A 13,330-nucleotide genomic window follows, 5' to 3' on the forward strand; every position below is an offset into this window, starting at 1 on the left:
ATGGGGCAAGGGACGGCAGCGCGTTCACCCAGCCATTCTAGGCGGCGCGGTTGCGGGCCAGCGGCGGGTTGCGCTCGTGGCGGCTGCCTGCCGGGCTCGCTCACCATCCAGACCGACGGCATCACGATCTTCGACGACGCGGGCCTCCTCGTGGATGTCGATGTCCCAGGGGGTGAAGCTGGACAGCACACGGATGGGCACCCGGTACTTGCCCGCGAACTCCACCGAGCGGATTTGCAGCACCTTGCTGCCCATGCTGGCCATTTCCAGCATTTCCTCGAAGCTGATGCGCTCCATGCGCCGGGCTTCGGGCACGACGCGCGGATCGGTGGTGTACACGCCATCCACGTCGGTGTAGATCAGGCACTCGTCTGCCTTGATCGCGGCGGCGACGGCGACCGCGGAGGTGTCCGAACCGCCACGCCCCAGCGTGGTGATGTTGCCACCGGCGTCCACGCCTTGAAAGCCGGTGATGATGACCACGCGCCCGGCGTCGAGGTCGGCGCGGATGCGCTGATCGTCGATGGATTCAATGCGGGCCTTGGTGTAGGCGCTGTTGGTGCGGATGGGCACCTGCCAGCCGCAGTAGGAGATGGCCTCGATCCCCTCGGCCTGCAGCGCGATGGACAGCAGCCCGACGGACACCTGCTCGCCGGTCGCTGCCAGTTGGTCCAGCTCGCGGTAGTAGGCGTCGCTGGGCTTGGCGGGGGCGACTTCCTTGGCCAGGCCGAGCAGGCGGTTGGTCTCGCCGCTCATCGCGCTGGGCACGACGACCATCTGGTGGCCGGCGCGCACCCATTTGGCGACGCGCTTGGCGACGTTGCGGATGCGCTCGGTCGAGCCCATGCTGGTGCCGCCGTACTTGTGAACGATCAGTGCCATGGAGATTTTGCGGGTATGACGGCCGGCTGCACCGCACGGGGGCCGGCGGGGGGCCCAGGGTTACCCCCGGGCAAACTCTGTGATTATAGGGGGCGAGGCACGGTCTGCCCCGCGCCCTCCCCCGCCGGGGCCGCAGCATCGGCCTGGTAGTCCAGCACCGGACCGGCGCGCAACAGGTAGCCGGCACCCACCCGCAACCGGATGCCATGGCCGCGCGTGCGTGCCGCGGCGATCTGCCGGGCCACTTCCTGCCATTGGGCGTCGGTCCCGCTGGTGCGGTGGCGCTGGCGCAGCCACTGGCGCAACGCATTGATGGCGCGCTCCGGAGACAAAGCGCGTAGGCCGGCCAGCGCAGGCGGATCGCCCAGTCGCGCCAGATCGTCGGCCGCCAACTCGTCCAGCAGACGCTGGGCCGAGGCGGCGTGGCGCGCGCTGCGCGCCAGTGTCGAGGCATAGGCCGGGAACGCCTGCGCCAGCGCGGGAATGACTTGCAGCCGGATGCGGTTGCGGGTGTAGGCGGGATCGGCGTTGGTCGGGTCGCTGACCCAGGCGATGCCCTGACCGTGCAGCCAGTGCCGCAGCGCGTCGCCGTCCAGCGCCAACAACGGCCGGCCAAACCACACCCCATGGATGCGGCGCAGTTCGGGCATACCAGCCAACCCTGGCAGCCCCGCACCGCGCGTCAGGGCCAGCAGCAGGGTTTCCGCCTGGTCCTGCGCATGGTGCCCCAGCAGCACGGCGGCCAAGCCCCGCGCGCGGGCGGCATCGGCCAGCGCCCGATACCGGGCACGGCGCGCGGCGTCTTCGGGGCTGTCCCCCGGGGCGGGCCGGGCATCGACGCGCGAGGCGACAAACGCCACGCCCCAGCGGGCCGCCGTGGCCGCGGCATGCGCTTCGAAGGCATCCGCCGCCGCCTGCAAGCCGTGGTGCACATGCAGGGCGTGCACCCGCCCTGGCCAGCGCACCGCCGCGGCCAGCAGCAGCGATGTGGAATCCGCCCCCCCGCTGAAGGCCACCCCCAGCCCCGCCCCGGACGGCAGCGCGGCGCCGTGGCGGCGCCACCACGCATCGAGCGCGGCCAGCACGGCGGGATCGGCCGTGGGGCCCGCGGCGCGCGGATCGGGCTCAGCCGCGGCTGGTCTTGGTGTCGTTGAAGCGCCCGTAGGCATTGAGGCGGGCATGGCGGCGCTCGATCAGCTCGGCCGGCTCCAGATCCACCACCTGCCGCAGCGATTCGGCCAGCGCCCGCTTGAGCAGCGCGGCCATCTGCTGCGGGTCGCGGTGCGCGCCGCCCACCGGCTCGCTGACGATCTTGTCGACCAACCCCAGGGCCTTGAGCCGGTGCGCGGTGATGCCCAGCGCCTCGGCGGCCTCCGGCGCCTTGTCGGCGGTCTTCCACAGGATCGAGGCGCAGCCCTCCGGGCTGATGACCGAGTACACCGCATACTGCAGCATCAGCACCTGGTCGGCCACGGCGATGGCCAGCGCGCCGCCGGAGCCGCCCTCGCCGATGATGGTGCTGATGATGGGCACCTCCAACTGGGCCATCTCGAAGATGTTGCGCCCGATCGCCTCGGACTGGTTGCGCTCCTCGGCGTCGATGCCGGGGTAGGCGCCCGGCGTGTCCACGAAGGTGAACACCGGCAGGCGGAACTTCTCGGCCAACTTCATCAAACGCAGCGCCTTGCGGTAGCCCTCCGGCTTGGTCATGCCGAAGTTGCGCAGCGCGCGCTCCTTGGTGTCGCGTCCCTTTTGGTGACCGATGACGACGCACGGCTGGCCGTTGAAGCGCGCCAGCCCGCCGACGATGCTGGGGTCGTCGGCGAAGTGCCGGTCGCCGTGCAGCTCGGTCCAGTGGGTGAAGAAGGCCCGCACATAGTCCAGGGTGTAGGGCCGGTCGCTGTGGCGCGCGATCTTGGTGACCTGCCACGGCGTGAGCTTGCTGTAGATGTCCTTGGTGAGCTGCAGGCTCTTTTTGCTCAGGCGGTCGATCTCCTCGGAGATGTCGACCGCGGACTCGGTCTGCACATAGCGCAGCTCTTCGATCTTGGCTTCGAGTTCCGCGATCGGCTGCTCGAAATCCAGAAAGTTGCGTTTGGCCAAGTTGTCACTCCACGGGCGCTCGGGCCCTCGTGTCGCCGATGGGCGCGCGGCACACGCGCCCGCCCGGCGGGGTTCAGTACGCCACCGGGACGGGATCCAGCGAGCGCCAAATATACCAAGTCGCCACGCTGCGGTACGGCGCCCAGGCGGCGGCGACCTCACGTGCGTCGCTGCGGCTGACCGGCTCGCCAGAAAAATAGCATTGGCTGATGCCGCGCAGCAGCCCGACGTCGTCCAGGGGCAGCACGTCCGGGCGCATCAGGTGAAAAATCAAAAACATCTCGGCCGTCCATCGACCGATGCCGCGAATCGCCGTCAGGTCGCGGATGATGGCTTCGTCGTCCATTCCGTGCCAGGCAGCCGGATCGATGCGGCCATCGTCGAAATGCCGCGCCAAGTCGAACAGGTACTCCACCTTGCGCGCGCTCAGGCCCGCGGCGCGCAGGTCCTCGGGCGCGCGGGCCAACACGGTCGCGGCCGAGCAGCCGCCCAGACAGGCTTCCAGCCGGTCCCAGACAGCCTGCGCAGCCTTGACGGAGATCTGCTGCCCCACCACGCTGCGCGCCAGTGTCGTGAAGGCGTCCCCGCGCGACTGCAGGCAGGCGCCCGGAAACTGCGGGATCAGCCGCGCCATGACGCGATCGCGCCCGGCCAGATGGTCACAGGCCGTGGCCCAGAACGCCGGCACGAAGCCGCCGCCGGCCGGCAGCGCCGCGGGCGGCACACAGACGCCGACGGGCGCGCGGCGGGCTGCGCTCACGCGCGCTCCCAGGTGGTGCCGCCGGGACCGTCCTTGAGCACGACGCCCTGCGCGGCCAGCTCGGCACGGATGCGATCGGCCGTGGCGAAGTCGCGCGCCGCCTTCGCCGCGGCCCGCTCGGCGATGCGCGCGGCGATGGCGACTTCGTCCAGCCCGGCGCCGGCGCGCAAAAACGCCTGGGGGTCCTGCTGCAGCAGACCCAGGGTGCCGCCAAGCGCGCGCAGCAGACCGCTCAGGCGCGCATCGCGCGTGCGGTTGACCTCCGCCGCCAGCTCGAACAGCACCGCGATCGCCTCCGGGGTGCCAAAGTCCTCGTCCATCGCGGCCTTGAAGTGCGCCGCGTGCGGCTCGGCCCAGTCGATGGCCGCAACGGGCTGAGGTGGCACCGCGTCGAGGGTGGTGTAGAGCCGCTTGAGCGCCGCGCGCGCGTCTTCCAGGTGCTGGTCGCTGTAGTTGAGCGGGCTGCGGTAGTGCGCCCGCACGATGAAAAAGCGCACCGTCTCGGCGTCGAACTTCTCCAGCACCTGCCTGATGGTGAAGAAGTTGCCCAGGCTCTTGGACATCTTTTCGTTGTCCACGCGCACGAAGCCGTTGTGCATCCAGATGCGCGCCAGCGGCTGGCCCGTCGCCCCCTCGCTCTGGGCGATTTCGTTCTCGTGATGCGGGAACTGCAGATCCGCGCCGCCGCCGTGGATATCGAAACTCTCACCCAGCATCTCGCAGCTCATGGCCGAGCACTCGATGTGCCACCCCGGGCGACCGACGCCGTAGGGGCTGTCCCACTTGGCCTCGTCCGGCTCCTCGGGCTTGGCCGCTTTCCACAGCACGAAGTCGAGCGGATCGCGCTTGCCGTCGCCGACGGCAACGCGCTCGCCCGCGCGCAGCTCGTCCAGGCTCTTGCCCGAGAGCTTGCCGTACCCCGCAAAGGCCCGCACCGCGTAATTGACGTCGCCGTTGTCGCTGCGGTAGGCCAGACCCTTGGCCTCCAGGCGGCCAATCAGATTCAGCATCTGCGGCACGAACTCGGTGGCGCGCGGCTCGAAGTCGGGCCGCTCGATGCCAAGCGCATCGGCATCGGCGTGCAGCGCCTCGACCATGCGGTCGGTCAGGCTGCGGATGGTCTCGCCGTTCTTCAGGGCACGGGCGATGATCTTGTCGTCGATGTCGGTGATGTTGCGCACATAGGTCACCCGCAGCCCGCTGGCTTTGAGCCAGCGCTGCACCACGTCGAACGCCACCATCGAGCGCGCATGGCCCAGGTGGCACAGGTCGTACACGGTCATGCCACAGACGTACATGCGGACGTGGCCAGGCTCGAGCGGCTGCAGCGGATCGAGCCGGCGGGTGAGCGAGTTGTAGATGCGCAGGGTCATGACGATACCCGCCCGAGGGGTGCAACCCCCCGGGCTACAATCAGCCGAAAGGCGCGTATTGTGCACCGATGCCCGAACTGTTTCACCCCCTTCGCCCCGTGATGCGTCGCCTGCGCGCGCGCCGGCTTGGCCCGATGTCGACGATGTTGACCTTGGGCGCGGCACTGCTGTGCGGTTTGCCGGCGGCCGCTGCGGCGCAGACTGCGTCCCCGACGGCTCCTTACGCCGACGCCCAGCGCCTGATCGCCACCGGCGAGCTGGCGCTGGCGCGGCAACGGCTCGAGCAATGGCTGCAGGAGCGCCCCACCGACCCGCAGGCGCGTCTGCTGCTGGGTGTGGTGCTGGCCAATCAGGGGGATGCGGATGGCGCGCGCCAGGTCTACGAAAGCCTGACCCAGGCCTACCCGGAACTGCCCGAGCCCTACAACAACCTGGCCGTGCTGCACGCCGCCCAGGGGCGCCTGCCCGAGGCGCGCGCCGCACTCGAGTCGGCCCTGCGCTTCAACCCCGACTACGCCACCGCCCACCGCAATCTGGGCGACGTGTATGCCCGTTTGGCCCTGGGCCATTGGCAGCGCGCTCTCACCCTGCAGCCCGACACCCCCGGCCTGGGCGAGCGGTCGCGGGCGCTGCGCGAGCTGCTGGGGGCCGACGCTGCGCGTTGAACCCCGGGCACCGCCTTCGCCTATCATTCGCCATGACGATCCAAACCTTCTTCGCGCATCGCCGGGCGGCGCTCGGCCTGCTGGCGGGCGGCGCCCTGCTGGGCTGGTCCGCCGCCCATGCCCAGTCGTCCCAGCCTTCCCAAACGTCCGTTTCCCCCTCTGCCGCAGGTCCCCGACCCGCCCCCACTGGAGCCCGTTCCGTGAATCCCCAAGTCGAACTCCACATCGCCGGCCATGGCGTCATCACCCTCGAACTCGATGCCGCCAAGGCGCCCAAGTCGGTCGAGAACTTTCTGGCGTATGTGCGCGACGGCCACTACGACGGCACGATCTTTCACCGCGTCATCGACGGCTTCATGATCCAGGGGGGTGGATTCGAGCCCGGCATGAAGCAAAAGCCCACGCGCGCCCCGATCGAAAACGAGGCCGCCAACGGCCTGAAGAACGACCGCTACACCATCGCCATGGCGCGCACGCAGGCGCCGCACTCGGCCACCGCGCAGTTTTTCATCAACGTGGCGGACAACGGCTTTCTGAACCACACCGCCCCCACGCTGCAAGGCTGGGGCTACGCGGTGTTCGGCCGCGTCGTCAAAGGGACCGAGGTGGTGGACGCCATCCGCAAGGTGGCCACCGGTCGCCGCGGCTTTCACGACGACGTGCCCGTGCAGGACGTGGTCATCACCAAGGCGGTCGTCGTCACCCCCTGACGCCCGCCGCGCCCGGCCCCGCCCCATGAGCGCATGAGCGGCCCGGCCCTGCTCGACCGCATCGACGCGCCGCCGTCATGGCAGCGCGTCGATTGCGTCTCGGACATACACCTGCACGCACAGGATCCAGAAACCGCCGCCGCGTGGCACGCCTATCTGGCGGCGGCGCCCTTCGACGCCCTGTGCATCCTCGGCGACCTGTTCGAGGTCTGGGTCGGCGACGATGTTTTGACGGCGGACCCGGCGGCCGACCCCGAAATCGCGTTCATGCAGCGCGCCGTTGCGGCGCTGGCGACGCTCGCCCGCCGACGCCCGGTGTATGTGATGCATGGCAACCGCGACTTTTTGCTCGGCGAGGGCTTTGCTGCCGCCGGCGGGGTGCGCCTGCTGGCCGATCCGGCCGTGCTCGCCTTCGGTGCGCACCGGTGGCTGCTCAGCCACGGCGATGCCTGGTGCGTGGCCGACCGGGACTATCAAGGGTTTCGCGCGCAGGTGCGTGGGGCGGCCTGGCAAACGGCTTTTCTGGCGCGACCGTTGGCCGACCGGCTGGCACAGGCGCGCGCCCTGCGCCAGCGCAGCCAACAGCACCAAACGGCGCAGCGCGAGGCTGGGGTGGCGCCGGCCGACGTGGATGACGACGCGGCCGAGCAAGCGGTCGCCGCCGTTGGGGCGACGGGCCTGATCCATGGCCACACGCACCGGCCGGGGACGCACCGCCTGGGCACCACAGCCCTTCGCCTGGTGCTGAGCGACTGGGATGCCGCGGCCCAGCCGCCGCGCTTGCAAGCACTCTGCTTGGACCGCCACGGGGGCTGGCAGGTGCGTTCCTTGCCCCGCGCCACTCCGGCATGACCGCCCCACCGTCGTTTTCGCAGTCTCAGCCGCCCCCGGGCGGGCCCCGCTGGTTACGGACGATGAAGCGCTGGCTGGCGGTCTGGCTGACACACTGGCGGCGCCGCTGGCAGGCGCGCCGGGGCGACGGTCGCGCCATCCCCGACCGGCTGTGGGCGCGCGTCGTGGCCGATTTGCCTTGCCTGCACGTCCTGGATGCCGGCGAACAGGCCCGATTGCGCGACCTGTGCGCGGCCTTTCTGACGCGCAAGGAATTCAGCGGCGCTCACGGGCTGGTCGTGGACGACCGCATGGCGCTGCTGGTCGCGGCACAGGCTTGTCTGCCCTTGCGGCACCGGGGACTGGCCGCGCTGGCGTGGTACGACGACTTCGTGGGGATCGTGCTGCATCCGGACGAGGTGGTTGCACCGCGGCGCACACGCGACGAGGCGGGCGTCGTGCACGAATACGACGAAGCGCTGGCCGGCGAAGCCATGCAGGGCGGCCCGATCGTTCTGGCATGGCCGCGCGTGTTGGGCTCGGCACCCGGCGCGACGGGCGTCGGCCACAACCTGGTGATCCACGAGTTTGCCCACGCCATCGACCTGCACGGCAAGCCGCTGGGCCAGCCGGCCGACGGCTGCCCGCTGCTGCCCGCGGGCTTTCTGGGCCTGTCGGCGGCGGCGGCACGGCAGCACTGGCACACCGTGCTAACCGAAGCGCACGCCACGCACCGGCAACGGGTGGCGCTGCACGAGCGGTTTGGCGCCCCGCCGCCCTGGCTGGACGCCTACGGCGCCGAATCCCTGGCGGAGTTTTTCGCCGTGGCGTGCGAGGCGTACTGCGTGGACCGCGAACGGCTGGCCGAGGCCCACGCCGATCTGTTCGCGCTGTTGGACGCGTTTTTCGCCCGGCCGACGGCACCGGGCGACACCCGGTGAGCGACTGCGGTCATCAACGCCGCAGCAGCACCTTCAGCACCGCCTGCAGCCGCCGCTCGTGGCTGCCGTCGTGGGCCGTGGCCAGCACCCGGGCGACATCCTGCGCCCAGGTGTCGGCCGGCCCGGGCTCGTGCCGGCGCGTGAGCAGCCGAAGCTGCAACTGACGCCGGGCATCGACTTGGTCGGCCGGCGTAGGCACATCGGCCGCAATCTCCAGCCGCAGCAGAGGCTCGGCGGCTTCGCCGGCTGGGGCGGCGGGCCGCCCCAGCGCCTGCACCCACGCGGCACGGGCCGCCGCGGCCTGACGGCCGCCCAGTTGCTGCGCAGGCGGGATGCGCGTCGCATCACGCACCGACCATGCGGCCAGCAGCTCGGTCAGGGCTTCGCCGTGGGCACGCGCGGCCAGCTGGCGCAACTTGGCCTCGGCACGCTCCAGGGCCTGCCGCTGGGCGCGGAAGGCCGCATCGCCCAGCCGCGGACGGGTCGGCCCCTCCGGGCGGGCAGGCCGCTCCGGGCGGGCAGGCCGCTCCGGGCGGGCACGCGGGATCGTTTTGGCGGGCACCGAGCGGGCCACTGCCGCGGCGCTGGCCGGCGTCGCCCCGGGCCGGTCGTCGCCCCGCCGGGCGATGACAGGACGCGGGGCTGCCGGGCCGGGCGCATCGCGGGAGGCGTCGGCCGCTGCGTCGGTCGGGGTGTCGGCCGGTGTCGCGGCTGGGTCGGGGGCCGGCGGGGTCTCATCGGCCGTCGCGCCGACGCCATCCCCCTGCGCCGCGGTCCGCAGGGCGGCCATCGCTGCGCGAATCTGCTGAGCGTCATCGGCCGCACAGGCGGCTTCCAGGGCCCGCGCGGCCTCCAACACGGCGGCATCGAGCCGGCTGGTGAGGGCCTGGGTCTTCTCCCGCTCGGCGCTCTTGCGCGCGAAGGCCTCGTCGATGGGTTGGCGGAACGCCTCCCACAGCTTTTGCTCCTTGCGGCGATCCAGGGGCACGCGGTGCGCCTCGAGCTGCCAGCGCTGTTGCAGGTCTTTGACGGCATCCAGCCGCAGACGCGGCTCGGCCGCCAGGGCCTGGGCCTCGGCGATTAGGGCCTGACGGCGCGCGGTGCTGTCGGCCTGCGCGGCCTCCAGCCGTTCGTGGGCGGCGGCGATCGCGGCCTTCCACAGCGGCTGCAGCTCGGCGAAGATCTTTTCGCTGACGTGCCCCCCCTGGCGCCAGCGCTCGGCAAAGGCGTGCAGGTCACGCAACTGGGCCTTCCAGTCCTCGCTGGCGGCGTGGGCGGCGGTCCAGGCTTGCACTTCGTCGATGAGGGCCAGACGGGATTGCCGCGCCGCCTCGTTGTGGGCCTTAAGTTCGCGCCGCCAGGCTTCGACCGCCTGATAGGCTTGGTTGCACGCCTCGTCAAAGCGCTTCCACAGCGCGTGGTTGGAGGTGCCGCCCTGGTCGGTCTGCTTCCACTGCTCGCGCAATTGCCGGATGGCCTCCTGCAACTTGCGGCCCGTGGGCCGCTCCGCCTCGGGGCCTTGGGTCAAGGCGATGGCCTGGGCCAGCAGCCCTTCGCGCAACTGATCGGCACGCCAGCGCTGCCAGTCCTCCAACTCCTTGGCCTTGGCCAACGCCGCGAGCGCCCGGGCGTCGAGCTCCGGCCCTGCGTGGCGACCGTGCACCTTGTGCGCATGGCGCAGCTCGCCGGCGTAGCGGCTCATGGCTTTGGTGTGGCCGGCGGCCAGCTCGCGCTCCAGCGCCTCGATCGCCGGCAGGAGCGCGGCCTGGGCCAGCGCCTGCACGGCCTTGGGCACGGGGGCGGCCGACTCGGCCTCGGCGGCCAGCGGCTCGCCGCGCTGGGCGCGGATTTCGTCGGCCCACACGGGCACCCCGGGCAGGGGCGCCTGGGGATCCTCGGCCGCGGCCACCGCCTGGGCGAGCGCCGCTTCGAAGGCCTGCCAGACGGCGTCGAGCTGCTGACGTGCGGCGTCGAGCTGGTTGGGGTAGCGCGGATCGAGATCGGCCCAGCCCACGGCCGAGGTCAGCCCTTGCTGACGCTCGCGCCAGTCGTTGACGTCCTGCGCCAAGCCGTCGCGTGCCGCCTGCGCCTCGGCGCGCGGCTTGGTGGACAGCAGGTCGATGCGCTGCACCAGCAGGCCGGCGGCCTCGCGCTCGACCTGCACGCGGGTTTGCAGGTCTTCGATGGCTTTCATGCGCTCGGTCAGGCGTTGGCGCAGGCCGGCCAGCGGCTCGCGCGACAGCGGGGCCCCGGCCTTGGCGGCATCGCGCTGCCAGGCCATGGCGTCGGCCAGATTCAGCCGGGGAGCGCCCAACAGCGCCTCGGCCCGGGCGGCCCATTCGGCGGCCAGGGCATCCTGGGCGCGGGCGCGGCGCAGCTCGTCCAGCCGCTCCTTGACCAGTTTGGCGGCCCCCTTGTCGCGCGTGGCCAGCTCGCGGTAGACCTCGGCCACGTCGTCGGCCGGCGGGTCAGTGGCCAGCCAGTCGCGCAGGCGGGCGGCACGCTCGCCCGAGGTCGGCGCCGTGAAGGCGCCGCGGGTGCGCTGGTCGAGTTCGGTCAAAGAGACTTTCGCGGAAGGGGTTTCGGACGCGTTCACGGTGCGGGGCGCGGGGTGGCCGCTCGGGGAAGTCGGGTGATCGAATCCGGCGGCCATGCAGGCCGCCGCCAAACGGTTATTGTCACCTACCCGGCCCACAGATCCAGCGGCGGATCGTGCACGACCGCCTTGAGCAGGTCGCTGCGGGACACGAAACCCATCAGCGCCCCCCCACTGTCCACGACCGGCAGGCCCGGCAAACCGGTGTCCAGCAGGGCCAGCGCCAGCCGGCGCAGCAGGGTGTCCGGGGTGACGGCGGGGATGGGGGTGACCATGATGTCGGACAAGGGCAACGCCAAAAAGGCACGCCAGACCAAGGTGCTGTCCTCCGGACGAGGCAACCGATCGATGTGCAGCAACTCGGCCCGGGTGAGCAGGCCGACCAGCCGCCCCTGCGCATCCAGCACCGGCGCCTGCCCCAGGCCGCGCTCGGCCAGGCGTCGCCAGCCATCGGCCACGGTCATCGTCTCGGTAACCGTAACCGCCTCGCGGGACATGACGTCCTGCACCCGCTCCAGCGGGTGGCGGACGGTCGGGGGGCGCTGCACCTCGCCGTAGGCCTGGACGGCGGCGGCCGCAGGCCGCGGCAGCGGGGTGTCGGCCGCGGGCTCGTCGCCCGAGCGGCGGCCCGCGACATGAAAGCCGCTGTCCGCGAAATCCGGCCGGTCGATCTCCACCGCCAGGGCGCGGATGTGCCCCGCGCGCAACGAAGGCAACACCCGCCGCAGGTCCTCGATCGGGCCGCGATACATCAGGCCCGAAGTGCCGTAGATGGCCAGCATGCACACCCTCCTGTCCGGATCCGCAGACCGGCGCCCCGGCGCAGCGCAGCCCCAGCCTCAATCGGGTAAGAACAGCGCCTGCAGATCGCTCAACCAGTCGAAGCCACGCGCGGTCGGCGCCAGCCAGCCGTCGTCCCCCACGGCGAGCCAACCGCGCGCCTGCGCGCGCTCGATGGTCGCCGATACCGCATTCATCGGCAAGCCCGTGCGTTCACTGAAGGTCCGCAGCGCAAATCCGTCGCGCAGGCGCAAGGCATTGAGCATGAATTCGAAGGGCAGATCGCGGGCCGCCACCTCGTGCTCCTGCGCCACGGGTGTGCCCGCCAGCGCCTGCTGCACATAGCGCGCCGGGTCGCGCCAGCGCACCTGGCGCACGATGCGCTGGGCAAAACTCAGCTTGCCGTGCGCACCCGCCCCAATGCCCAGATAGTCGCCAAATTGCCAATAGTTCAGGTTGTGCCGGCAGCGGTGGCCCGCGCGGGCGTAGGCCGAGACCTCGTAACGCGCCAACCCGGCAGCGGCCGTGCGCTCGGCAATGCGGTCGAGCATGGCGTAGGCCGTGTCGTCGTCCGGCACGGCCGGCGGATGCTTGGCGAACCAGGTGTTGGGCTCGATGGTCAGGTGATAGACGGACAGATGGGGGGGCTGGTGAGCCAGCGCCGCGTCCAGGTCCCGCTGCAGATCGGCGAGTGTTTGGCCGGGCAGCGCATACATCAGGTCCAGATTGAAGGTGTCGAAATGCCGCGCCGCCTCGTCCACCGCAGCGTGGGCTTGGGCAGCATCATGCACCCGGCCCAGCGCGCGCAAGAAGCGGTCGTCGAAACTCTGCACGCCGATGCTCAGCCGCGTCACGCCCGCGTCGCGAAAGGCGGCAAAGCGCTCGCGCTCGAAGGTGCCGGGGTTGGCCTCCAGCGTGATCTCGGCGCCTGGCTCCAGCGGCAGGCGGGCACGCAAGTCCGACAACAGCCGCCCGATCACATCCGGGTCGAACAGGCTGGGCGTGCCCCCGCCGATGAAAACGCTGCCCACCGGCCGCCCCCAGACGAGCGGCAAGCTGGCTTCCACGTCGGCCAGCAGGGCACGCACATAGTCCTGCTGGGGCAGCGGCCCCGCCTGACCGCTCGCCGCCCCCCATTCGTGCGAGTTGAAGTCGCAGTATGGGCACTTTTTGAGGCACCACGGCAGGTGCACATAGAGCGCGAGCGGCGGCAGGCCGTGCAGCCGGATCTGGCCCGGGCGCTGCCAAAGTACGGCGGCCTCGGCGGCACCGGTCGCGCCGTGTGCGCTCAGCCCGCCGGCCATCCGCGCTCCTGCATGAGGGCCAGCATGGCACGCGCCGCGCGGCCACGGTGGCTGTGGGCGTTCTTGACCTCGGTAGGCAATTGGGCGAAGGTGCAGCCGAAGGCGGGGATGAACATCACCGGGTCGAAGCCGAAGCCGCCATCGCCGACCGGCTCGCGCGCGATCAGCCCCTCGACGCGGCCGCTGGCCACCAGCGGCTCGGGGTCCCCGGGGTGGCGCACCGCCACGAGGGTGCTGACCATCGCCGCGCGGCGGTCGTCGATGTCGCGCATCTGCTCGAGCAAGGCGCGCACATTGTTGGCATCGCTCTTGGGGTAGCCGAACTGCGTGCAGTAGTGGGCCGTGTCCACCCCCGGCCGGCCGCCAAAGGCGGCCACGCACAGCC

At 71.4% G+C, this 13,330-nt stretch carries 12 protein-coding genes and 1 pseudogene; 4 read left to right on the plus strand and 9 right to left on the minus strand.

Translation table 11 applies throughout. The annotated features are described in order from the left end of the window. Window positions 1-138: 138 nt before the first annotated feature. The 5 genes and pseudogenes from ACK4TH_RS10625 to cysS form a co-directional block, all read right to left on the minus strand. Window positions 139-882 (minus strand): annotated as a pseudogene (locus tag ACK4TH_RS10625) (aspartate kinase); the annotation flags it as partial. Window positions 883-965: 83 nt separating this feature from the next. Then, window positions 966-1,967 (minus strand): tRNA lysidine(34) synthetase TilS, encoded by a 1,002-nt coding sequence (tilS, locus tag ACK4TH_RS10630; protein ID WP_409626180.1) that lies wholly within the window; start codon window positions 1,965-1,967, stop codon window positions 966-968. A gap of 40 nt (window positions 1,968-2,007) precedes the next feature. Further along, entirely contained in the window at window positions 2,008-2,985 is a 978-nt protein-coding gene (locus ACK4TH_RS10635) for an acetyl-CoA carboxylase carboxyltransferase subunit alpha (RefSeq protein WP_409626183.1), read from the minus strand. Window positions 2,986-3,058: 73 nt separating this feature from the next. After that, the gene (locus tag ACK4TH_RS10640) at window positions 3,059-3,709 is read right to left on the minus strand and encodes a DNA-3-methyladenine glycosylase family protein (protein WP_409626211.1); all 651 of its coding nucleotides are present in this window, start codon (window positions 3,707-3,709) and stop codon (window positions 3,059-3,061) included. A 32-nt stretch (window positions 3,710-3,741) separates the two neighbouring features. After that, window positions 3,742-5,118 carry a cysteine--tRNA ligase gene (gene cysS / locus ACK4TH_RS10645; protein ID WP_409626186.1) on the minus strand — a complete coding sequence of 459 codons (1,377 nt, stop codon included), beginning with the start codon at window positions 5,116-5,118 and terminating at the stop codon, window positions 3,742-3,744. A gap of 143 nt (window positions 5,119-5,261) precedes the next feature. Here cysS and ACK4TH_RS10650 point away from each other — a divergent pair, with 143 nt between their 5' ends. The 4 genes from ACK4TH_RS10650 to ACK4TH_RS10665 all read left to right on the plus strand — a co-directional run bounded on the left by ACK4TH_RS10650 (window position 5,262) and on the right by ACK4TH_RS10665 (window position 8,265). Beyond that, window positions 5,262-5,783 (plus strand): tetratricopeptide repeat protein, encoded by a 522-nt coding sequence (locus ACK4TH_RS10650; RefSeq protein ID WP_409626188.1) that lies wholly within the window; start codon window positions 5,262-5,264, stop codon window positions 5,781-5,783. A 200-nt stretch (window positions 5,784-5,983) separates the two neighbouring features. Then, window positions 5,984-6,493 (plus strand): peptidylprolyl isomerase, encoded by a 510-nt coding sequence (locus ACK4TH_RS10655; RefSeq protein ID WP_409626191.1) that lies wholly within the window; start codon window positions 5,984-5,986, stop codon window positions 6,491-6,493. 33 nt (window positions 6,494-6,526) lie between these two features. After that, a complete protein-coding gene (locus ACK4TH_RS10660) occupies window positions 6,527-7,345 on the plus strand; it encodes a UDP-2,3-diacylglucosamine diphosphatase (protein ID WP_409626194.1) in 819 nt (272 codons plus the stop codon). A 62-nt stretch (window positions 7,346-7,407) separates the two neighbouring features. Continuing rightward, complete coding sequence (locus ACK4TH_RS10665) at window positions 7,408-8,265, plus strand: zinc-dependent peptidase (protein ID WP_409626197.1); 858 nt, start codon at window positions 7,408-7,410, stop codon at window positions 8,263-8,265. A 13-nt stretch (window positions 8,266-8,278) separates the two neighbouring features. On the opposite strand, the gene ACK4TH_RS10670 is transcribed toward ACK4TH_RS10665, so the two are convergent. The 4 genes from ACK4TH_RS10670 to ACK4TH_RS10685 form a co-directional block, all read right to left on the minus strand. Next, window positions 8,279-10,825, minus strand: a complete 2,547-nt coding sequence (locus ACK4TH_RS10670) for a DUF349 domain-containing protein (RefSeq protein WP_409626199.1) — start codon at window positions 10,823-10,825, stop codon at window positions 8,279-8,281. 122 nt (window positions 10,826-10,947) lie between these two features. Next, on the minus strand, window positions 10,948-11,643 hold the full coding sequence (locus ACK4TH_RS10675; RefSeq protein WP_409626202.1) for an HPP family protein: 696 nt from the start codon (window positions 11,641-11,643) through the stop codon (window positions 10,948-10,950). A 57-nt stretch (window positions 11,644-11,700) separates the two neighbouring features. Further along, window positions 11,701-12,945: a radical SAM family heme chaperone HemW gene (hemW, locus tag ACK4TH_RS10680; protein ID WP_409626205.1), complete on the minus strand. Its 1,245-nt coding sequence runs from the start codon at window positions 12,943-12,945 to the stop codon at window positions 11,701-11,703. Continuing rightward, on the minus strand, window positions 12,930-13,330 hold a 401-nt coding region (locus ACK4TH_RS10685; protein ID WP_409626208.1), incomplete at its 5' end, for a non-canonical purine NTP pyrophosphatase. The genes hemW and ACK4TH_RS10685, both read right to left, overlap by 16 nt.

The organism is Tepidimonas sp., assembly GCF_046292505.1.
In the GTDB taxonomy this organism is placed as follows: Bacteria; Pseudomonadota; Gammaproteobacteria; order Burkholderiales; family Burkholderiaceae_C; genus Tepidimonas.

Excerpts from the sequence above, each read along its gene's own strand:
- cysS (WP_409626186.1), bottom strand. The coding sequence starts at position 5,118 with ATGACCCTGCGCATCTACAACTCGCTCACCCGCCGGCTCGATCCGCTG.
- ACK4TH_RS10650 (WP_409626188.1), top strand. The coding sequence starts at position 5,262 with ATGTTGACCTTGGGCGCGGCACTGCTGTGCGGTTTGCCGGCGGCCGCT.
- ACK4TH_RS10660 (WP_409626194.1), top strand. The coding sequence starts at position 6,527 with ATGAGCGGCCCGGCCCTGCTCGACCGCATCGACGCGCCGCCGTCATGG.
- ACK4TH_RS10665 (WP_409626197.1), top strand. The coding sequence starts at position 7,408 with ATGAAGCGCTGGCTGGCGGTCTGGCTGACACACTGGCGGCGCCGCTGG.
- ACK4TH_RS10675 (WP_409626202.1), bottom strand. The coding sequence starts at position 11,643 with ATGCTGGCCATCTACGGCACTTCGGGCCTGATGTATCGCGGCCCGATC.
- hemW (WP_409626205.1), bottom strand. The coding sequence starts at position 12,945 with ATGGCCGGCGGGCTGAGCGCACACGGCGCGACCGGTGCCGCCGAGGCC.